The 19,944-nt window shown below is 65.5% G+C and carries 17 protein-coding genes and 1 pseudogene; 9 read left to right on the top strand and 9 right to left on the bottom strand.

All coding sequences use genetic code 11. The features are described from left to right. The first annotated feature begins 103 nt into the window (after nucleotides 1-103). The 3 genes from folB to ABD847_RS11175 are packed head-to-tail and all read left to right on the top strand — an operon-like array spanning nucleotide 104 to nucleotide 1,777. The gene (folB, locus tag ABD847_RS11185) at nucleotides 104-454 is read left to right on the top strand and encodes a dihydroneopterin aldolase (protein ID WP_345012994.1); all 351 of its coding nucleotides are present in this window, start codon (nucleotides 104-106) and stop codon (nucleotides 452-454) included. Further along, nucleotides 454-951 carry a 2-amino-4-hydroxy-6-hydroxymethyldihydropteridine diphosphokinase gene (gene folK, locus ABD847_RS11180; RefSeq protein WP_345012992.1) on the top strand — a complete coding sequence of 166 codons (498 nt, stop codon included), beginning with the start codon at nucleotides 454-456 and terminating at the stop codon, nucleotides 949-951. Before folB ends, folK begins: the two co-directional genes overlap by 1 nt. Nucleotides 952-979: 28 nt before the next feature. After that, a complete protein-coding gene (locus tag ABD847_RS11175; RefSeq protein WP_345012990.1) occupies nucleotides 980-1,777 on the top strand; it encodes an undecaprenyl-diphosphate phosphatase in 798 nt (265 codons plus the stop codon). Here the strand turns inward: ABD847_RS11175 and ABD847_RS11170 are convergent, their stop codons facing one another. Then, nucleotides 1,778-3,010: a multifunctional CCA addition/repair protein gene (locus tag ABD847_RS11170; RefSeq protein WP_345012988.1), complete on the bottom strand. Its 1,233-nt coding sequence runs from the start codon at nucleotides 3,008-3,010 to the stop codon at nucleotides 1,778-1,780. A 140-nt stretch (nucleotides 3,011-3,150) separates the two neighbouring features. Between ABD847_RS11170 and ABD847_RS11165 the strand changes: the two genes are divergently transcribed. Continuing rightward, the gene (locus ABD847_RS11165; RefSeq protein WP_345012986.1) at nucleotides 3,151-4,746 is read left to right on the top strand and encodes an ExeA family protein; all 1,596 of its coding nucleotides are present in this window, start codon (nucleotides 3,151-3,153) and stop codon (nucleotides 4,744-4,746) included. Continuing rightward, entirely contained in the window at nucleotides 4,746-5,453 is a 708-nt protein-coding gene (locus ABD847_RS11160; RefSeq protein WP_345012984.1) for a general secretion pathway protein GspB, read from the top strand. The genes ABD847_RS11165 and ABD847_RS11160 overlap by 1 nt, the downstream gene beginning before the upstream one ends. On the opposite strand, the gene ABD847_RS11155 is transcribed toward ABD847_RS11160, so the two are convergent. From ABD847_RS11155 to ABD847_RS11145, 3 genes are all read right to left on the bottom strand, one after another. Beyond that, nucleotides 5,446-6,057, bottom strand: coding sequence for a TIGR04211 family SH3 domain-containing protein (locus ABD847_RS11155; RefSeq protein ID WP_345012983.1), 612 nt, complete (start codon nucleotides 6,055-6,057; stop codon nucleotides 5,446-5,448). The genes ABD847_RS11160 and ABD847_RS11155 overlap by 8 nt on opposite strands. 94 nt (nucleotides 6,058-6,151) lie before the next feature. Further along, the gene (locus tag ABD847_RS11150) at nucleotides 6,152-7,417 is read right to left on the bottom strand and encodes an inorganic phosphate transporter (protein WP_345012981.1); all 1,266 of its coding nucleotides are present in this window, start codon (nucleotides 7,415-7,417) and stop codon (nucleotides 6,152-6,154) included. A gap of 18 nt (nucleotides 7,418-7,435) precedes the next feature. Beyond that, nucleotides 7,436-8,116 carry a TIGR00153 family protein gene (locus ABD847_RS11145; protein ID WP_345012979.1) on the bottom strand — a complete coding sequence of 227 codons (681 nt, stop codon included), beginning with the start codon at nucleotides 8,114-8,116 and terminating at the stop codon, nucleotides 7,436-7,438. 183 nt (nucleotides 8,117-8,299) lie between these two features. On the opposite strand from ABD847_RS11145, the gene ABD847_RS11140 reads away from it, so the two are divergent. Both ABD847_RS11140 and glnE read left to right on the top strand, forming a co-directional pair. Next, nucleotides 8,300-9,817 (top strand): CYTH and CHAD domain-containing protein, encoded by a 1,518-nt coding sequence (locus ABD847_RS11140; RefSeq protein ID WP_345012977.1) that lies wholly within the window; start codon nucleotides 8,300-8,302, stop codon nucleotides 9,815-9,817. Between the two features lie 119 nt (nucleotides 9,818-9,936). Further along, the gene (glnE, locus tag ABD847_RS11135; RefSeq protein ID WP_345012975.1) at nucleotides 9,937-12,825 is read left to right on the top strand and encodes a bifunctional [glutamate--ammonia ligase]-adenylyl-L-tyrosine phosphorylase/[glutamate--ammonia-ligase] adenylyltransferase; all 2,889 of its coding nucleotides are present in this window, start codon (nucleotides 9,937-9,939) and stop codon (nucleotides 12,823-12,825) included. A 69-nt stretch (nucleotides 12,826-12,894) separates the two neighbouring features. Here the strand turns inward: glnE and lpxL are convergent, their stop codons facing one another. Next, nucleotides 12,895-13,815, bottom strand: a complete 921-nt coding sequence (gene lpxL / locus ABD847_RS11130; RefSeq protein WP_345012973.1) for an LpxL/LpxP family Kdo(2)-lipid IV(A) lauroyl/palmitoleoyl acyltransferase — start codon at nucleotides 13,813-13,815, stop codon at nucleotides 12,895-12,897. Nucleotides 13,816-13,935: 120 nt separating this feature from the next. Here lpxL and hldE point away from each other — a divergent pair, with 120 nt between their 5' ends. Beyond that, nucleotides 13,936-15,366, top strand: a complete 1,431-nt coding sequence (gene hldE / locus ABD847_RS11125) for a bifunctional D-glycero-beta-D-manno-heptose-7-phosphate kinase/D-glycero-beta-D-manno-heptose 1-phosphate adenylyltransferase HldE (protein WP_345012971.1) — start codon at nucleotides 13,936-13,938, stop codon at nucleotides 15,364-15,366. A 181-nt stretch (nucleotides 15,367-15,547) separates the two neighbouring features. On the opposite strand, the pseudogene dolP reads toward hldE, so the two are convergent. From dolP to ABD847_RS11105, 4 genes and pseudogenes are all read right to left on the bottom strand, one after another. Beyond that, nucleotides 15,548-16,117, bottom strand: a pseudogene (gene dolP / locus ABD847_RS11120) (division/outer membrane stress-associated lipid-binding lipoprotein); the annotation flags it as partial. A gap of 32 nt (nucleotides 16,118-16,149) precedes the next feature. After that, complete coding sequence (locus ABD847_RS11115; protein ID WP_345012969.1) at nucleotides 16,150-16,728, bottom strand: D-sedoheptulose-7-phosphate isomerase; 579 nt, start codon at nucleotides 16,726-16,728, stop codon at nucleotides 16,150-16,152. A gap of 10 nt (nucleotides 16,729-16,738) precedes the next feature. Then, complete coding sequence (locus ABD847_RS11110) at nucleotides 16,739-17,092, bottom strand: YraN family protein (RefSeq protein WP_345012967.1); 354 nt, start codon at nucleotides 17,090-17,092, stop codon at nucleotides 16,739-16,741. Then, a complete protein-coding gene (locus ABD847_RS11105) occupies nucleotides 17,067-18,989 on the bottom strand; it encodes a penicillin-binding protein activator (RefSeq protein WP_345012966.1) in 1,923 nt (640 codons plus the stop codon). Before ABD847_RS11105 ends, ABD847_RS11110 begins: the two co-directional genes overlap by 26 nt. Before the next feature lie 94 nt (nucleotides 18,990-19,083). On the opposite strand from ABD847_RS11105, the gene rsmI reads away from it, so the two are divergent. Beyond that, nucleotides 19,084-19,944 carry a 16S rRNA (cytidine(1402)-2'-O)-methyltransferase gene (rsmI, locus tag ABD847_RS11100; protein ID WP_345012964.1) on the top strand — a complete coding sequence of 287 codons (861 nt, stop codon included), beginning with the start codon at nucleotides 19,084-19,086 and terminating at the stop codon, nucleotides 19,942-19,944.

Raw genomic sequence — 19,944 nt, 5'->3', positions numbered from 1 at the left:
ATCCCGCCCTCGAATGACCACCATCATAGCCTGTTGGCTGGTCAAGAGGTATCCGACCTGTTTTTTAGACAGTCGTTCACAGCCTAACAGAGAAAGGACACAGATGGATAAGGTGTTTATCACTGGCCTGGAGGTGTACTGCACCATTGGGGTCTACGACTGGGAGAAGTCCATTCGCCAGAAGCTGGTGCTGGATCTGGAGATGGATCATGACAATCGCCCGGCCGCCGAGCGGGACGATATTGCCCTGGCGCTGGATTATGACCGCCTGTCCCGCCGGGTCACCGATCTGGTGAGCCAATCCCCGCTCGAGCTGGTGGAGACGGTGGCCGAGCGGGTGGCGTGCGTCATCCTCGGCGAGTTTGGTGTGGCGCGGGTGCGGGTGCGAGTGGCCAAGCCCGGAGCCGTGGCCAATGCCCGCGAGGTGGGCGTGGAGATAGTGCGGGAGGCCTGATGGCACAGATCTACATCGGCATGGGCTCCAATATCGACCCCATGCACCATGTGTGTGCCGGACTGGACGCCCTCTATCGCTGGCTGGGCCCGCTGGCGGTCTCCCCCGTCTATCGCAGCCCGGCCAAGGGCTTCACGGGGGAGGACTTCCTCAACCTGGTGGTGGGGGCCCAGTCGCCTCTGTCCCTGGAGGCCGTGCGGCAGGGCTTGCGGCAGATCGAGTTCCAGCACGGTCGTCCTCGGGATGCCAAGAAGTTCTCCTCCCGCACCCTGGATCTGGATCTGCTGAGCTTCGATGATTGGGTGCTCACGGAGCCGCTGGAGCTGCCACGGGCCGAAATCTTGCATAACGCCTTTGTACTGCGACCCTTTGCCGAGCTGGCGCCCCAGTGGTGTCATCCGGTGGTGGGCCGGACCCTGGCCGAGCTGTGGCAGCACTTTCCGCAGGACGCACCGCTTCAACCCGTTGCCCTGGCCTGGTCCGTCCCTTCGACATAGGTTTCACCCTGACATAGGTATCACCCTCATGACCACACTGCATACCCTGGTGTTGGCCCTGTTGCAGGGGCTGACCGAGTTTCTGCCTATCTCCAGTTCGGCTCACCTGATACTGCCGTCTCAGGTGCTGGGCTGGCCGGATCAGGGCATCGCCTTTGACGTGGCGGTGCACCTGGGCACCCTGTTGGCGGTGGTGGGCTACTTCTGGCGGGAGCTGCGCCAGCTGTTGGGCGCCTGGCTGCGCTCCCTGGGCGGCCGGCGGGATGAGCCGGCGGCCAAGCTGGCCTGGATCATCTTGCTGGGCACCCTGCCGGCGGCCCTGTTCGGCTGGTTGGCCAACGATCTCATCAGCGAATACCTGCGCTCCGCCCGGGTCATCGCCATCACCACCCTGGTGTTTGGCCTCTTGATGTGGTGGGCGGATCGGCGCGGGCGCAAGACGCAGCCTCTGGAAGGCATCAGCCTGAAAACCGGCCTGCTGGTGGGCCTGGCCCAGGCGGTGGCGCTCATTCCCGGCACCTCCCGCTCCGGCATTACCATGACGGCGGCCCTGCTGCTGGGGTTGACGCCGGCGGCGGCGGCGCGCTTCTCCTTCCTGCTCTCCATCCCCATCATAGTGCTGGCCGGCGGCTACGAGAGCCTCAAGCTGGTGGCCAGCCCGGAGGTGGTGGATTGGGGGCAGATGCTGCTGGGCGTCGGGGTCTCCTTCGCCAGCGCCCTGGCGGTGATCCACTTCTTCCTCAAGGCCATCAGCCGCATCGGCCTGTGGCCCTTCGTGCTCTACCGGCTGTTGCTGGGGGCCCTGCTGCTCATCTTCTTCTGGTGATCAGCGCTCGTTCCACTGGCGTTTGACCTCGCGGATGGCCAGCAGGCGGGCGCGATCCAGCTGCTGGCGGATGGCTTCGCCCCGGTAGCCGGCGGCCACTATCGGCTGCACCGGCACAGCCCGGGCTGCCTCAAACGCCGCCGCCATGTACTCTGGCTCGGGGTAGGGGCGATCCTCAAAGCCCAGTCGGCCATGAAAGTCGGCCCGGCAGCAGTCCAGCAGCTGATACAGCCGCTGGGGACGGCGCCAGCCGTCCACCCGATGGAACAGCTTGAGCAGGGTGCTGGATCTGAGCCCCAGGGCGGTATGAATGAGGGAGTGCAGCTCGCTGACCAGCAGCGCCAGCTCTCTGTGCTCGGTGGGCACCTTGAAGCGTTCACACACCGCCTGAATGAGGGGCAGGCCCCGTTCGCCATGGCCGTGATGGCTGGGCAGGATATGGGCCGGGGTCAGTCCCTTGCCGAAGTCGTGGCAGACGGTGGCAAAGCGCACCGCCGTGTCCTGGCTCAGGCGGGCCGCCTGGGCGATGGCCATCAGGGCGTGGACGCCGGTATCGATCTCCGGGTGCCACTGGGGCCGGGCGGGCACGCCAAACAGCCGATCCAGCTCGGGCAGCAGCACCTTGAGGGCGCCACAGGCTCGCAGCACCTCGAAGAACACCTGGGGATGGGGGCCGGCGAGCACCTTGTCCAGCTCCTTCCACACCCGCTCCGGCGTCAGGTGATCCAGCTCGCCGCTGGCGGCCATCTGCTGCATCAGAGCCTGGGTGTCGGGGGCCACCGTGAAGCCCTGCTCATGGAAGCGGGCGGCAAAGCGCGCCACCCGCAGCACCCGCAGGGGATCCTCGGCAAACGCCGGCGAGACATGGCGCAGCCGGCGGGCCTGCAGATCTGCCAGGCCGCCGTAAGGATCGTGCAGCTGGCCCTGGGCATCCCGGGCCATGGCGTTGATGGTGAGATCCCGCCGCAGTAGATCCTCTTCCAGGGTCACTTCGGGGGCGGCATAGCAGGCAAAGCCGGTATAGCCGTGGCCCTGCTTGCGCTCGATGCGGGCCAGGGCGTATTCCTCTTTGGTCTGGGGATGCAGGAACACGGGGAAGTCGCGGCCCACCGGGGTGAAACCCTGCTCCAGCAATGCCTCGGCCCGGGCACCCACCACCACATAGTCCCGTTCGTGGACCGTCAGGCCCAGCAATTCGTCACGCACCGCGCCGCCAACCAGATAGATTTCCACATACACCTCCCAAATCCCGGTCGGGGCATTATAGCGGTCTTTGACTTCACCGGGGGCAGGCTTTACCCTGCGACCGGGTTGCCGTCACCCAACGAGGCCTGTTCCCGGCTGACTGGCGGCCTAGCCCAGGGAGAGCTGGAATGTACAAGGCATTTTTCGGACTGGCGGAGAACCCCTTCTCCTTGTCCCCCAACCCCAAATACTGCTACATGAGCGAGCGCCATACCGAGGCGCTGGCTCACCTGAGCTATGGCCTGCAAGAGGGCGGCGGTTTCGTGCTGCTCACCGGCGAGGTGGGCACCGGCAAGACCACGGTCTCCCGCTGCCTGCGCCGTCAGCTGGACGATGAGACCCAGCTGGCCGTGCTGCACAACCCCACCCTGGGCCCCCTGGAGCTGTTGCAATGCCTGTGCGACGAGCTGCAGCTGGCTTACGAACCGGCTGCCGGCCTCAAGGGATTGTTCGATCTGATCAAGATGCGGCTGCAGGAGAACCTGGCGGCTGGTCGGCGCACCGTGCTGCTGATCGACGAGGCCCAGCATCTCACCCCCGAGGTGCTCGAACAGTTGCGCCTGCTCACCAACCTGGAAACCGATGAGGCCAAGCTGCTGCAGGTGGTGCTCATCGGTCAGCCCGAGCTGCAGCAACTGCTGCAACAGCCGCTGCTGCGGCAATTGGCCCAGCGCATCACGGCCCGCTATCACCTGCTGCCCCTCTCCCGGGCGGACGTGGATGCCTATGTGCGCTTTCGCCTGCAGGTGGCCGGCTGCCTGCAGCCCCTGTTCACCCCCAGCGCCATCACCGTGCTGCACCGGGTCAGCGGCGGTATCCCCCGCCTCATCAACCTGATCTGCGAGCGGGCCCTGCTGGGGGCCTACGGTGCCGGCCAGCCGCGCATTAGCCCCAAGCTGGTGCGCCAGGCTGCGGAGGAGGCCCTGGGCTATGGCCAGCGGAGCAGCTCGGCGCCGGGTCTGTTGTTTGCCCTGTGTGGCGCCGCCTTCCTGGCGGCGGGCTGGTTTGGCTGGCAGCAGTGGGGCTGGTTGCCCACGGCGCCGGTGGAGGAGGTGACGGTCACCGTCAAGCAACCGGTGGATGCAGATCTGGTGAGCCGTTTCCAGGAGGCACGGCAACTGGCCAGCGAGGAGAGCGGCGCGCTGCAGCAGCTGTACCGGGTGTGGGGCTATGAGGTGACCCTGGATGAGGCGGACTGCAGTCAGGCCTATCGCGCCGATCTGCGCTGCGAGCTGGGCGCCGGCAGCCTGGACGACCTGCTGGCCCTCGACCACCCGGCGGTCATCCGGCTGGTGGATGAGGACGGGCTGGCCAGCTACGCCACCTTGCTGCAGGTGGAGGATCAGCAGGCGGATCTGCTGCTGGGGGACGAGAGCTGGCGGGTGGATCTGAGCTGGCTCAAACAGATGTGGGGCGACGACTATACCCTGCTGTGGGCGGTGCCCGCCGGCAGCGGCGGCGTCATCTCCGTCAAGAGCCGGGGGCCCTCGGTGCAATGGCTGGAGACGGCGCTGAGCCAGGCGCTGGGCGAGCCGGCGCGCACCCTGCGGCGCTTCGACAGTACCCTGGCGGATCGGCTGCGGCGCTTCCAGCAGCAAGAAGGCTTAGCAGTGGACGGGGTGGCCGGTCCCCAGACCCTGATCCGGCTCAATGCCCGTAGCCGGACGGGCATGCCGCGGCTGGTGCTGCGGCAAGATAGCCCGGCAGAACAAGGAGAAAGCTGATGTCCATGCTGTTGAAGGCCCGCCGCCAAGGGGGGCGCAGTGCCGCGCTGGAGGCCAGCCTGGGGTTAGGGCTGGGGGTGGAGCAACGCAGTCGGCGGCGGCTGGGCTGGTTGCTGGGGCTGCCACTGTGTCTGGGGCTCGGCATGGGCGCGAATCTGGCCTGGCATTGGGTCAACCTCAAACCGCAGCAGCTACGTCACGAGATCACTGAGCCGACCCCCTTGCCCTATGGGCCGTCGGAGACGCCAGCCCGCTTTCTAACCCGCGCCCTGCCGGCCCCACCGGCACCAGTGGTGGAGCCCGATGCGCCGACGGGCGGGGATGGCCAGACGGCGGCAATGGATCTGGACGGGGTGTCAGCGGATCTGGCCAGCCGCTTCCAGGCGGCTTTGGCCGCCCAGGCGCAACAGCCGGAGTCGGCCGCCATTCCCGAGCAGGCCCATGGCGAGATCTCGGGGGTGGTGCCCTTGAGTGCCCTGCCGGATACCATAGCCCGCCGGGTGCCGCCGCTGAGCTATCGCTCGCACGTGTTCTCGTCGGATCCCAGCAAGCGGGTGGTGAATCTCAATGGCATGGATCGCTATGAGGGGGATGAGGTGGCGCCTGGCGTGGTGCTGCTGCAGATCTTGCCGGAAGGCGCCATCCTGCGGGTGGCCGGTCAGAGCTTCAGCCTGGAAGCCCTGACCGATTGGCCTGGGGTTAGTTGATCCAGCCTTCACTCTTCTTCCGACGCGGCCGGGGCAGGTAGACCAGCACTATCCCGGCCAGGGCGCCCAGTCCGGCCACCAGGCCGCCGTTGCGCAGCCAGCGCATCTGCTCGTCATGCTCCTCGGTTCCCAGTTGCTTGGCCAGCCGTTCGTTTTCCGCCACCAGCTTCTCCAGTTGCCCCTGCTTCTGCTTGAGGCTCGCCTCCAGGCTGGCCAGCTGCGCCTGGGCTTCACCCAGTTGTTGCTGGGTCTCATCCAGTGCCTTGGCGGTGTCGCTGTCCTTGCTGGCCAGCTTGGCCTGCAGCTCGCTCAGCTGTTGCTCCAGCTTCGGCTGGCGGCTGGCCAGGCTCTCGGCTTGTTGCAGCTGGGCCACCGGCAGCCAGCCGGTGCGGCCGCGGGCATCGGTAAGCTGGGCGAACTTGCCGGAGTCATCCAGGTTCAGCAGGGTGACAGGTTCGCCGGCATTGAGGCTGCCCAGGATGCGAAACTGCTTGCCGGGGCCGGCCAGCAGGAAGGTGTGCAGCTTCTCGCTGACGTAGCGGGTTTCGGCAGCGTGCAGGCCCAGAGGCAGGCAGAGAAGCAGCAGGGGGAGAAGGCGTTTCACGATATGGATTCCATCGTCGGTAAGGATTCGCCGATGGTACCGGTTGCCCGCAGGCAGAACAAGCAAACGGCGCCAGAGGGCGCCGTTTGTGTCGTTAGAGGTAAATCTTTTCCAGCAACCCGAAGATGAGGATAGAGAGCAGGGCGCCGGCGGGCAGGGTCACCACCCAGGAGATGACGATGTTGCGCACTACCCCCAGATTGATGGCGGCGATGCCGCGGGCCAGGCCGACCCCCATGATGGCCCCCACCAGGGTCTGGGTGGTGGAGATGGGCAGGCCGGTGCCGGACGCCAGCAGCACGGTACTGGCGGTGGCGAGCTGGGCGGCAAAACCACGACTGGGGGTCAGGTGGGTAATGCCGGTGCCAAGGGTCGCCATCACCTTGTGGCCCATCATGGCTAGCCCCAGTACGATACCGACGGCGCCCAAAGGCAGCACCCACCAGTCGATGGCGCTGTTGGCGCTGATGGCACCGCCATGGGACACCACGGAGACCACGGCGGAGAGCGGACCGATGGCGTTGGCCACGTCATTGGAGCCGTGAGCGAAGGCCATGGCACAGGCGGTGACTATCATGAGCACGCCAAACACCTTCTCCACGTTGGAGTAGTGCATCTTGACGTCATCCTGCGGGTTGAAACGCAGACGGCGGATAAAGAAGATGCCGCCGATGGCTGCGATCAAGGAGAGGACCAGTGAGATGAGGGTGCTCTCGTTGCTGGTCAACGGCAGACCCACATGGTTCAGCCCCTTCTGCAGGGTGACCAGGCAGATCACCATGGCAGAGAGGAAGATGTAGACCGGGCCGTAGCGCTTGGCGTTCTCCAGCGGGTTATCGGTATTAAAGATGAGCCGCTGAACGCTGATAAACAGCACATAGGCGATGAGGCCGGCGATGGCCGGGGTGATCACCCAGGAGCCGACGATGCTGCCGAACTTGTCCCACTGTACGGCATTGGCACCCAGGCTCACGACGGCGAAGCCGACGATGGCACCCACGATGGAGTGGGTGGTGGAGACGGGCCAGCCGAAGAAGGAGGCCACCACCAGCCAGACACCAGCAGCCAGCAGGGAGGCGATCATGCCCAGCACCAGCACGTCGGGATGCGCGGTGAAGGCGATGGGATCTATGATGCCACCCTTGATGGTGGAGGTGACTTCACCGCCGGCCAGGTAGGCGCCGGTGAATTCGAAGATCATGGCGATGATGATGGCTTGACGGATGGTCAGTGTCTTGGTGCCAACGGAGGTCCCCATGGCGTTGGCGACATCGTTGGCCCCAATGCCCCAGGCCATCAGCAGACCGAACAGGGCAGCGATCAGCACCAGCTGGGTGCCGTATTGCGCAAGAATTTCCATGACTATACCTTTGGTGGGTTAGTTGCGTGCCAGCATGAGTTCCAGGCGGGCGCCTACACGGTCTGCTTGGTCGGCCAGGTCACCGATCTTTTCCAGCACCTTGTAGAGGAAGATGACATCGACCGGGTTAAACTCGCTTTCCCGGGCGAAAATCTTGCGGCGAATGCCGATCTGCAACTGGTCGGTATCGTCTTCAATGATGTCCAGCTGCTTGACCATCTCTTCCACCAGCTGCAGTTCGCGACCGCGGAAGCCGGTTTCCAGCAACTCATCCAACTCGCCGATGGCCTTGACTGCCAGCTCGGTGGCGTCCAGGCAGCGCTTGATATAGGCCTGGAAGTCCTGGCTCAGGTCGGCGGGGAAGGTCAGCTTGCGGCCCAGCATCATGCCGCAGATGTCCTTGGCCCGGTTGGCGATCTTGTCCTGCTGGGTCAGCATTTCCAGCAGATCGGTTCGCGCCAGGGGCATGAAGAGGCCGGAGGGCAGTTTGAGGCGGATTTCCCGCTTCAGCACGTCGGCCTCTTTTTCCATTTGATTGATTTGACCATAGATGACGGTCGCCTCGTCCCAGCGATCTTCCGCCACGGCCATGAAGAAGGGCAGCAGTTGCTCGCAGCACTGATGCACCTTGGCAATGTGCTTCTGTAGGGGTTTGATCGGGGACTTGGCAAAGAGTCCCAAAATGGTATTAACTGGCATGACACACACCTGTGTGGTTGAAATAATGCTCACCCGAACTCGGGTAAGGCGCGCATGGTAGCCCAAGTCGCCCGGTAATAAAACTGTAATGGGCACTTGAATTGTAGGTTTCCGACGGCTTTTTTTGTCTTCTTTTTGCGCTCTATCAAGACACCTCTTCCCTGCCAAATTCCGGATGTTCGAATGGAAACTGAAGTTGAATTGAAATTTCTTGCCAGCGAGACGGTGGCGTCGCAGCTACCGGCTTGCCTGGCGCAATTCCAGGTGCTGGAGCAGGCGCAGATGGACCTGGCCAACACCTATTTTGATACCCCGGATCAGCGGTTGCGGGCCCTGGACTGTGGTCTGCGCATCCGCCGGCGGGATGAGTCCCGTCAGCAGACCATCAAGACCGCCGGACAGGTGGTGGGCGGCCTGTATCAGCGTCCCGAATACAACCTGCCCGTCCAGCAGGACTGGCCTGATCTGGCGGCCTTCCCGGCGGACATCTGGCCGGTCGGCACCGATGTGGCCGGCCTGCAGGCCTCCCTCAAGCCGCTGTTCTGTACCAACTTCCATCGGCAGACCTGGCTGGTGGCCATGAATGATGGCAGCCGGGTCGAGGTGGCGTTTGACCAGGGCCAGATCCTGGCCGGCGAGCAGCAGGAGCCCATCGGGGAGCTGGAGCTGGAGCTGGTCAGTGGCCAGGTGACCGCCCTGTTCGATCTGGCGCAAACCCTGGTGCAGTTAGGCGGCCTGCGGCTGGGCGGCCAGTCGAAGGCCCAGCGGGGTTACCAGTTGGCAGGCCTGGCCAGCGAGGCCCCCATCCGGCGCATGGGATTGGCGCCGGTCAGCCCATCCATGACGGTGGGCCAGGGACTGTTCTGCGTGCTGCAGTATGCCCTGGCCCACTGGCAGTACCATGAACAGCTGTTTATGGAGCATCCCAGCGTCGAGGCACTGGTGCAGCTGCGTAGCGGGGTCAACCTGGTGCGCCAGGCCCAGATGATCTTCGCCGACATCTATCTGCCCCTGGGGCCGCGCCCCTGGCAGGACGAGCTGGCCTGGCTGGAGGGCGAGCTGGCCTGGTTGGATGAGGCCCAGGCCCTGCAGCGGCTCACCGCCGAGCGGGCGCATTACCTGCGGGCATTGCGTTGCCACAATGCGCTGCTGACGGTGCTGGAGCAGCAGCAGGGGGCCTTGCCGGACAGTGCCCAGGTGCGCAGTCTGCTGCAGAGTGCTCGCTACACCAGCCTGCTGTTGGCCATCACCCGCTGGGTCTATCTGGAGCAGCGCCAGCTGGAACAGCCGGATCCGCAACGGGATGCCCCCCTGCCGAGTTTCGCCACTACCCAGCTGGTCATCAGCTGGCAGGAGCTGCATGAGGCGGAGTTGCGCCAGCCGACCCTGGACTATGACGGCTATCTGAGCCTGGTGGGCAAGCTAAGACGCAACCTGCTGGTGGGCGTCAGCTTTGCCAATCTCTACGAGGAAGAGTCCCGGCAGGGCTTCCGCCTGCCCTGGCAGAGCCTGTTGCGCCGCATGGAGGAGCTGGAGCATTTCGAGGTGCTGGACAGGCTGGCGCCTGAGCTGGCCACCGCCCAGCGGCTGGAACTGGAGGAGTGGCTGACCGCCCGCATCAGCCCGCGCCTGCTGGAGCTGGATCAGGCGCGCCTGCAGGCGCTGCAGATGGTGCCTTATTGGGAGTTAGCACAGGATTGACGGCGTGCGGCACGCCACCGAGTGACAGAGGGGAGGCAGCTCCCCTTTTTGTTGTCCGGTTTTCCCCTGCTGGGGTGACGGTGTTAGATTGAGGGCAAGCGTTCTGTTGGAGCCTCAGTATGTTAAACCTGCCCGTGGACCTGCAAGCCCACGCCGATCAGCAATGGCAGCGCCTGCAGGCGCGTCTCGAACCGCCGGTGTCGGCCGCCTTTGCGCCCTATCAGGCTGAGCTCACCTGCCTGTTTGGTCTGTCCGACTTCATCGCCGACTCCTGTCTGCAATATCCCTTGATGGTGCTGGAGCTGCTGCAAAGCGGCGAGCTGTATCAGGCCGAACGGCATGCCGACTATGGGCCCCGCCTGGCCGAGGCCCTGGCCGGCATTCAGGATGATGAGGCGCTCAAACGGGCCCTGCGGCGCTTCCGCCGGCGCCACATGCTGGTCATCGCCTGGCGCGAACTGTTGGGGCGGGCTCAGGTGGAGGAGAGCTTCGTGCACCTCACCGCCCTGGCCGAGGCGCTGATCTGCGGCGCCCGGGACTGGTTGTATGCCAAGCTGTGCCGGGAGCTGGGCACCCCCTGCAATGGTGACGGCGAACCGCAACCCCTGCTGGTCTTGGGCATGGGCAAGCTGGGGGGCGGCGAGCTCAACTTCTCCTCCGACATCGATCTCATCTTCACCTTCCCCGAGGGCGGGCAGACCCAGGGCGGGCGGCGCAGCCTGGAGAATCAGGCCTTCTTCATCCGCCTGGGACAGCAGCTGATCCAGGCGCTGCACCAGACCACTGTGGATGGTCAGGTGTTTCGGGTGGACATGCGGCTGCGGCCCTTCGGCGATGCCGGCCCCCTGGCCATCAGCTTTGCCGCCATGGAGGACTACTACCAGAACCATGGCCGCAACTGGGAGCGCTACGCCATGGTCAAGGCCCGCATCCTGGGGCCGGACAGTCCCCACGCCCAGGAGCTGCAGCGGCTGCTGCGGCCCTTCATCTTCCGTCGCTACATCGACTTCGGTGCCATCGATGCCCTGCGCAAGATGAAGGGGCTGATCGAGGCGGAGGTGCGGCGCAAGGGGCTCAAGGACAACATCAAGCTGGGGGCGGGCGGCATCCGCGAGGTGGAATTCATCGCCCAGGCCTATCAGCTGATCCGTGGCGGCCGGGAGCCGGCCCTGCAGGTGCGCCATCTGCCAGCGGCCCTGCAGGCCCTGGCGGATCTGGGGGCCATGCCGGGCCCCAGCATACAAGGGCTGCTGGAGGCCTATCGCTTCTTGCGGCGGGTGGAGAACCTGCTGCAGGAGATCGCCGACGCCCAGACCCAGACCCTGCCGGACGGCGAGCGGGATCGCCTGCGCCTGATCACCGCCCTGGGCTTTGCCGACTGGGCCGGCTGCTACAGCCAGCTGGAGCGGGTCATGGCCCTGGTGCACAAGGAGTTCCGTCAGGTGATCGGCCAGTCCGACGAGCAGGACGACTCGGGATCCGGCGTGTTGTGGCACGATCTGTGGCACGGCAGCCAGGATGAGGAGGAGCTGGCGCGGGAGTTGCTGACCGTCGGCGGTGAGCCGAGTCAGGCCCTGGCCCCGCCCCTGTGGCGTTTTCGCCAGGAGAGCCGGCGGCGGGCCATCGGCCCCCAGGGTCGGGAGGCCCTGGCACGCCTGATGCCGGATCTGCTGGCGGCGGTGGCCGCCAAGCCGCAGCCGGCCTTGCTGTTTGAGCGGGTGCAGCAGCTGCTGACCCAGATCCTCACCCGCAGCGCCTACCTGCAGCTGCTGGCGGAGAACCCGGGGGCGCTGAACCAGCTGCTGGAGCTGTGCAGCGCCAGTGGCGTGGTGGCCGAACAGCTGGCCCGCTACCCCATACTGCTGGACGAGCTGCTGGATCCGCAGCAGCTCTACCATCCCACCCCCCTGGAGCGTTACCGCGATGAGCTGCGGCAATACCTGCTGCGGGTGCCGGAGGAGGATCTGGAGCAGCAGATGGAGGCGCTGCGCCAGTTCAAGCAGATCCAGCTGCTGAAGATCTCGGCGGCCGACATCGCCGGAGCCCTGCCGCTGATGAAGGTGAGCGATCACCTCACCTGGCTGGCGGAGGCCATCATAGAGGAGGTGGTGAGCCAGGCCTGGAGTCAGGTCATCGCCCGCCACGGTCTACCGCCCCACAGCCGGGAGACGGGAGAGAAGGGCTTCTGTGTGGTGGCCTACGGCAAGCTGGGGGGCATAGAGCTGGGCTATGGCTCGGATCTGGATCTGGTGTTCCTGCACGGTGGCGAGCTGACGGGGGAGACGGACGGCGACAGACCCATAGACGTGCGGCAATTTTACGTGCGCCTGGCCCAGCGCATCATCCACCTGTTCAGCACCCGCACCCCCTCCGGCATACTGTACGACACCGACATGCGGCTGCGGCCGGCGGGGGAGGCCGGGCTCCTGGTCTCCAATCTGGAAGCTTATCAGCGCTATCAGGAGCAGGAAGCCTGGACCTGGGAACATCAGGCCCTGGTGCGCAGCCGGGCCGTCTACGGCGAGCCGGCCATGCGGCGGGCGTTCGAGCAGATACGGCGTGCCGTGCTCAGTCGTCCGCGCCCGCAGGCCAATCTGGCGGCGGAGGTGGTGGCGATGCGGGACAAGATGCGGCGCCATTTGCTGCGCGGCGGTGAGGGGGAGTTTGACCTCAAGCAGGGGGCGGGCGGCATGGTGGATATCGAATTCATCACCCAGTATCTGGTGCTGGCCCACGCCCAGGAGGCGCCGGAAGCCCTGACCCGCTGGTCGGACAATGTGCGCATTCTCGAGGAGTGCGTGCTGGCCGGCCTGCTCAGTCAGCAGGAGGGGCAGGCCCTCAAGCAGGCCTACCTGGCCATCCGTGACGAGGCCCACCGCTGCACCCTCTCCGGCCGCAGTCGCATCGTGGCGGACCACCTGCTGGCGAGCGAGCGGGCCCAGGTCTGGGCCCTGTGGCAGCGGCTGTTTGCCGGGGTGGATACCAGCCTGGCCAGGCTGCCGGCGTGAGTCCAGTGCTTGAGTAACCTAAGAGGCCCGTCGATGACGGGCCTCTTGGCATGGGCGGCGGAGCGGCCGTCAGTAGCGGGAGGGCACCCCGGGGGGGGTGGTCTTGAAGCGCCGATGCAGCCACATGTACTGGGCCGGCGCCTGGCGGATGGCGGCCTCGATGACCCGGTTGCTGGCGGTGGCATCCGCCTCGTCGTCACCGCTGGGATAGTCGGTCAGCGGCGCCCCCAGCAGCAGGCGGTAGCCACCCTTGGGCTGCCGCAGGGTGAAGCAGGGCATCACCACCGTATTCTTCACCCGGGCCAGGGTGGCGGTGCCCGTGATGGTGGCGGTCTGCGCCACGGCGAAGAAGGGCACGAACACGCTGGCATGGGGGCCGTAGTCATGATCCGGCGCGTACCAGAGGGCGTCGCCGGCGCGCAGCGCCTTGATCATGCCTTTGACATCCTTGCGATCCAGCAGGGACTTGTTGCTGCGGCAGCGGCCGGTGACCTGGGCGTACTCCAGCAGCGGATTGCGGTTGGGCCGGTAGACGCCCACCCCGGGCTGCAGCAGGCCGAACATGCGGGCGTTGAGCTCCAGGGTGAGAAAGTGGGCGGAGAGCAGCAGTATGCCCTGCCCCTGTTGCTGGGCTGCCTGCAGGTGCTCCAGGCCCTCCACCTGCATCCAGCGGCGCATGCGGGCGTCGGACCAGAACCAGGCCATGCCGGTCTCCAGGATGGCGCGACCCACGTTGGCGAAGTTTTCCCTGAGCAGAGCCTCCCGCTCCGCCTCGTCCAGCTCCGGCAGCGCCAGCGCCAGATTGCGCCGGGCGATACGCACCCGGGAACGCATCAGCGGCATGGCCAGGCGCCCCAGTGTGCCGCCCAGGGCCATCAACCAGGCAAAGGGCAGCTGCACCAGCAGGCGCAGGGAGAACAGGCCCAGCCACAGCAGCCAATAACGGGGATGAAACAGCGCCGCACTCAGGCGCGGGGAAACAACCGACATACAGTGCATCCGGCAGGGGGGACAGGGGGGCGATTTTAGCAGAAGCCACCGCCACTAGGCGAATCGGCCACGCCCTTATGCTAGACTGCGCCGCGTATCTTGGTTGTGAGAGTCTGAACAATGAAAATCACGCTGCCTGATTTTGAACAAGCCCGGGTGCTGGTGGTAGGGGATGTGATGCTGGATCGTTACTGGCATGGCCCTACCAGCCGGATCTCTCCCGAGGCGCCGGTGCCCGTGGTGCGGGTGGAACAGAGCGAAGAGCGTCCCGGTGGGGCTGCCAACGTGGCGCTGAACGTGGCGGCCCTGGGGGCCCACGCCACCTTGTTGGGGCTGACCGGTCAGGATGAGGCCGCCGACGCCCTGAGTGCCCGCCTGAACGGGGTGGGCGTGGCCTGTGACTTCGTGCGGGTGCCGCATTTTCCCACCATCACCAAGCTGCGCATCCTGAGCCGCAACCAGCAGTTGCTGCGGCTGGACTTCGAAGAGGGCTTCCATGGGGTGGATCCCGAGCCCTTGCTGGCACGTATCCAGGCGGCCTTGCCGGACTCCGGCGTGCTGATCCTCTCCGATTATGCCAAGGGGGCCCTGGCGGCGGTCAGTCGCATGATCCCCCTGGCCCGCGCCGCCGGCGTGCCCGTGCTGGTGGATCCCAAGGGGACCGACTTTGAGAAGTACCGTGGCGCCACCCTGCTGACCCCCAACATGTCCGAGTTCGAGGCCGTGGTGGGCAAGGTCAAGGATGAACAGGATCTGGTGGCCAAGGGGCTGGAGCTGGTGCGCCGCTTCGAGCTGCAGGCCCTGCTGGTGACCCGTTCCGAGCACGGCATGACCCTGATCCGCGATGGTCAAACCGAGTTGCATCTGCCGGCTCAGGCCCATGAGGTGTATGACGTCACCGGCGCCGGGGACACCGTCATCGGCACCCTGGCCACGGCCCTGGCGGCCGGCAAGCCGTTGGACGAGGCCTGTGCCCTGGCCAATGCCGCCGCCGGTATCGTGGTGGGCAAGCTGGGCACCTCCACCGTCAGTCCGGTGGAGCTGGCCCGCGCCATCTACGGCGAGCAGGAAACCGGCTTCGGGGTGGTGAGCGAGCAACAGCTCAAGGTGGCGGTGGCGGCCGCCCGCAGCCGCGGCGAGACGGTGGTGATGACCAATGGCTGCTTCGACATACTGCATGCCGGCCATGTGGCCTACCTGCAGCAGGCGCGCCAGCTGGGGGATCGCCTGATCGTGGCGGTGAATGACGATGCCTCCGTGTCTCGCCTCAAGGGGCCGGGGCGCCCGGTGAACCCGGTGGATCGCCGCATGGCGGTGCTGGCGGCCCTGGGAGCCGTGGACTGGGTGGTGCCCTTTGGCGAGGATACGCCGCGCCGGCTGATCGCCGAGGTGTTGCCGGACAAGCTGGTGAAGGGCGGCGACTATCAACCCGAGCAGATCGCCGGCTTCGACGAGGTGACCGCCAACGGGGGTGAGGTGCTGGTGCTGAATTTCGAGGATGGCTGCTCCACCTCCGCCATCATCCGCACCATCAAGGAGCGGGACGCCTAAACGCGCTCCACCCAAGAAAAAGCCCCGCATGCGGGGCTTTTTTGTGGCCGGTTCACCGGGCTCAGGGAACCAGTACGGGATCCACCGACTCCCCCAGCTGGACATCGCCGTTGTCGCTGGCCGGCGCCGCGGCCGGTGCCGCCTGGCTGTTGGTGTTGGCCGGTTGGCCGGCGGCGGGGGCCTGCACGTATTCAAACACCTTCACCACCTTGCGCACCCCGCTGACGTTGCGGGTGATCTCCACCGCCGTCTCGCCTTCGGCGCGGGTCACCAGACCGCTGAGGAACACCTCGCCATCCTCGGTGTTCACCTTGATATGGGTGCTGTCGAAGTTCTTGCGCATCAGCAGATCCGTCTTGATCTTGGAGGTCAGCCAGGTGTCGTTGCTCTGACCGCTCAGACCCAGGGGTTGACGCAGACGCACCTCGTTGTAGACCTGACGCACGCCGGGGATCTTGGCCACCACCTGGCCGGCCTTATCCTTGTAGCCCTGGTTGGGGGTTTGACCGACGAGCAGCACCTTGCCGTTGGTGCTCACCGGCACGATGCGGCTGACGGCGTTGAGCTCCTTGAGTTTGGCCAGTTCGCTATTGACCTTCATCTCTATGCTCTGATCATCCAATTGGGAGCCAATGGTGCGTCTGTCGTTGGCAACCGCCGCCGTGGTGGCCGCGCCGGCCACTATGACACCGGCACAGCCTTGCAACAGCAGCAGACTGGTCAGCAGGGCGATCAGCGGACTGTGTTTCATACAAACTCCTCTGTGGTCTGGGCCCTGGGGGCCTATTGGGGAAACAGGGTGCGATCGATGAGATCGCTCAAACAGTGCAGGGCCAGCAGGTGGACCTCCAGGATGCGGGGCGGCCGGGCGGAGGGGACGCGCACCTCCACGTCGCTGGGACCCAGCAGACCGGCCATCTCGCCGCCGTCACCGCCGGTGAGGGCTATGATGGTCATGTCCCGGGACAGGGCGGCTTCCGCCGCCTTGATCAGGCTGCGGCAGCGCCCCGCGCCATCGATTACCAGCAGTATGTCGCCCTGTTGGCCCAGGGCGCGGATCTGCTTGGCATAGGCATCCTCAAAGCCGTGGTCGTTGGCCACGGCGCTCAAGGTCACGGTGTCGCCATTGAGGCAGAAGGCCGGCAGGGAGGGGCGTTCCGTCTCGAAACGGTTGAGCATCTGACTGGCAAACAGCTGGGCCAGGGCGGCACCGCTGCCGTTGCCGCAGCTCAAGATCTTGTTGCCGTTGAGCAGACAGATGGTGAGCATCTGGGCAGCGGTCTGGATCGACTCCTGCAGTGCCTCGGCGGCGGCAATCTTGGTCTGAATGCTCTCGGTAAAATTTTCTTTGATGCGATCCACCCGGGTTCCTCTAGAAGGCGTTGCGCAGCCACAACACTTCGTCGCCCTCGAAGGCGACAACGTCGAAGCGGCATGCCTGCCTGGATTCGTTAAGATGTTGAGCAGCCAGATAATGTTGCGCCGTGAGGCGAATTTTGTGCTGCTTCTGTGGGGTGACGGACGCCAATGCGCCGCCATGTCGCCGGTTCTGCCGGTAGCGGACTTCCACGAACACCAGCATCTTATCCTGCCGCAGGATAAGGTCAATTTCCCCCTGGCGACAGTGATAGTTGCGGCACACCAGCGCCAGCCCGTGGGCCAGCAGATGCTGTGCCGCTTTGTCTTCGTACTCCGCGCCCTTACTGGGACAGGAGTTCGAGTTCATCGGCGTCGGCTTGTTGCTCGGCATCGGGCTGGGCGGCGGGGTCGCTGCCGGTTGCCGGTTCAGCCGGTGCACCAGCCTCGCCCACCAGTTCGCCATTGTCATACTTGCCCCAGCTCAGGTGACGCTCCACCACACCCTTGTCGTTCAGGCTCAGGCCGCCACACAGGCCGGCCAGCTGGCTGCTGTGATCCCGGTTGAGATCGGCCAGATGCGGCAGCAGCTTGATGGCATCCACCCCCAGAGCATAGAAGCGCAGCAGTTCGCCGCCATCCGGCGGCAACAGGCTGGCTACCTGCTCCCGCAGGCTGCCGTACTGGCCCAGCATCCAGGGCATGTCACCCAGCTCGACGCCGTTGAGTTCGCGGGCCAGATCCACCCGATCCTGGACGTTGCTCTTGGGCCCCAGGTAGTAGGCGGGACGGGGGGCCCGAGGATCCAGCACATATTCCACATAGGAACGAATGGTGGTGGCTTCGATGGGGCTGGCCAGCATGAAGATGGCGTCGGTATCGGCCTGCTTCACGTCCCCCTCGGCATTACCTGCCACGGCCTTGCCGTTACGGCTGCTGACCCCCAAAGCCTCGCCCAGACTGTCCTGCATCTGCTCGCGGCTGCTCATCCAGGCCACCTTGGCCTGGCCGCCGGTGAGTTGCTGCCATTCCTGGTTGAAGGCATCAAAGGTGCGCTGGCCCAGGGTGCCCGCCGGCAGCACCAGCAGGGGCGAGACATGCCCTTCTGCCTGGATGCGACGGGCCACTTCCTTGGCATCCCCTTCCGGGGAGAGGGAGAAGAAGAAGCGATCGGCGTGGTAGTCGACCTGATCCGGCTCGTTCAGCGCCAGTACCGGCAGCTGGGGATCCAGCGCCAGCAGGGCGGTGAGCTCACTCTTGAGCAGCGGGCCTATGATGAACTGGGCACCGTCAGCCACCGCCTGCTGATAGAGCTTGTCCATGGGCTGGGCGGCGGAGTCGTAGAAACGCAGGTCGGCCTGCAGACCGGCTTCCTTGTAGCCCACCATGATACCGTTGCGCAGGGTATTGCCGTGATTGGCCAGGTTGCCACTGAGGGGCAGGAAGACGGCAATTTGGCTGGGGGCGTAGCTGCCCTGGCCCTGATCCTTGATGTCGAGCGGTTGCTTGTCATGGGCCTGGCTCTGCCACAGGGCCAGGCCGGGATGATTGGGATAGGCCTGTTGCCAGGCTTGCAGCGCCTGGGTGAGGGCGTCGGGCTGGGCGCCCAGTTCGCTCACCAGGGCCGCCAGCTCGAACCAGCCGCTGGCGGTATCCGGGGCTGGCTTCTCCTCGTAGGCGCGCAGGGTGTCGGCGTTGTAGCCTTGCAGCAACTGCCAGATCTGCTGGCGGTTGGCATCCTGCTGGTCGGCCGGCAACAGGGCATCCAGCGCCGACAGACTCTGCACCGCCGCCAGCTTGTCGCCGTTATCCAGCAGCAGCTGGGCCTTGAGCTTGTGGTGATAGGCCAGGGTGGTGGCATCCAGGGGGCGCAGATCCAGATCTGCCAGGGCCACCAAGGCCGAGGCGGCATCAGCCTGACGTTGCAGCAAGGTGGCCTGCAGCAGCTTGTACTGGCTGCGCAGTCTGGGGGTGAAGGCCTCCTTGTCCAGCTGTTGCAGTATGGCCTGGGCCTGCTGCAGATCCCCGGCCTGGATCAGGCTGCGGCTGGCCAGCACCTGCCAGGCGAAGCGATCTGCCGGGCCGGATTGAGCCACCTGGGCCAGATACCAGTTGGCATCCTGGGTGAGGTCGGAGAAGGCGGGCGGTGCCGCCTGGGGCGTAACCTGGGTGCTGCCGGTACTGCCGGCGCAAGCGGTCAGCAGGAGACCGAGCAGGCTGGCCAGCAGGAATTGTGTTAGGCTGTGACGTTTCGTGACCCGGCTCAAGGTAATTCCTCAGTTCTTTATTTTGGGGATCCATTCAGTGGGCCCTAGTGTAAACGGGTCAATTTTGCGACACAAATCCTGATGAGGTATGCAGATGACAGAATCCTGCTGTCTTTACATAGTGCCCACCCCCATCGGCAACCTGGGGGACATCACCCAGCGGGCCGTCGAGGTGCTGGGCAAGGTGGATCTGGTGGCGGCGGAAGACACCCGCCACACCGGCATACTGCTCAGCCATCTGCAGATCCAGGTGCCCTTGCTGGCCCTACACGATCATAATGAGCAGCAGCGGGCCGAGCTGTTGATCGGCAAGATCCGCCAGGGGAAAAACGTGGCCCTGGTGTCCGATGCCGGCACCCCGCTCATCAGCGATCCTGGTTATCACCTGGTGACCCGCTGCCGGGAGGCGGGGGTTAACGTGGTGCCCCTGCCCGGCCCCTGTGCCGCCGTTACGGCGCTCAGTGCCGCCGGCTTGCCCACGGATCGTTTCGCCTTCGAGGGCTTCCTGCCGGCCAAGGAGAAGGCACGGGACGATCGCCTGCAGTCCCTGATCGACGAGCCCCGCACTCTGGTGTTTTACGAGTCGCCCCGCCGCCTGCTGGATACGGTCACTGCCATCGCCCGCCTGTATGGCCCGCGCCCCCTGGTGGTGGCCCGGGAGCTGACTAAGACCTTCGAGTCCTTCTACAGCCTGCCGGCCACCGAGATGGTGGCTTGGCTGGCGGCGGATGATAACCGTTGCCGGGGAGAGATAGTCCTGATGGTGGCGGCCGCCAGACCGGATCCCGAGGCGCTGCCCAGCGAGGCCCTGCGTACCCTGACCCTGCTGCAGCGGGAGTTGCCGCTGAAGAAGGCGGCGGCGCTGACCGCCGAGATCCACGGGGTGAAGAAAAATGCCCTGTATAAGTGGGCACTGGAGCAGGCGGATTGCGATGGGGCGGGAGAGTCCGTATAA

The sequence above is a fragment of the Pseudaeromonas paramecii genome (assembly GCF_039540575.1).
GTDB classification, from domain to species: domain Bacteria; phylum Pseudomonadota; class Gammaproteobacteria; order Enterobacterales; family Aeromonadaceae; genus Pseudaeromonas; species Pseudaeromonas paramecii.
This window is presented reverse-complemented; position numbering and strand designations above follow the sequence as displayed.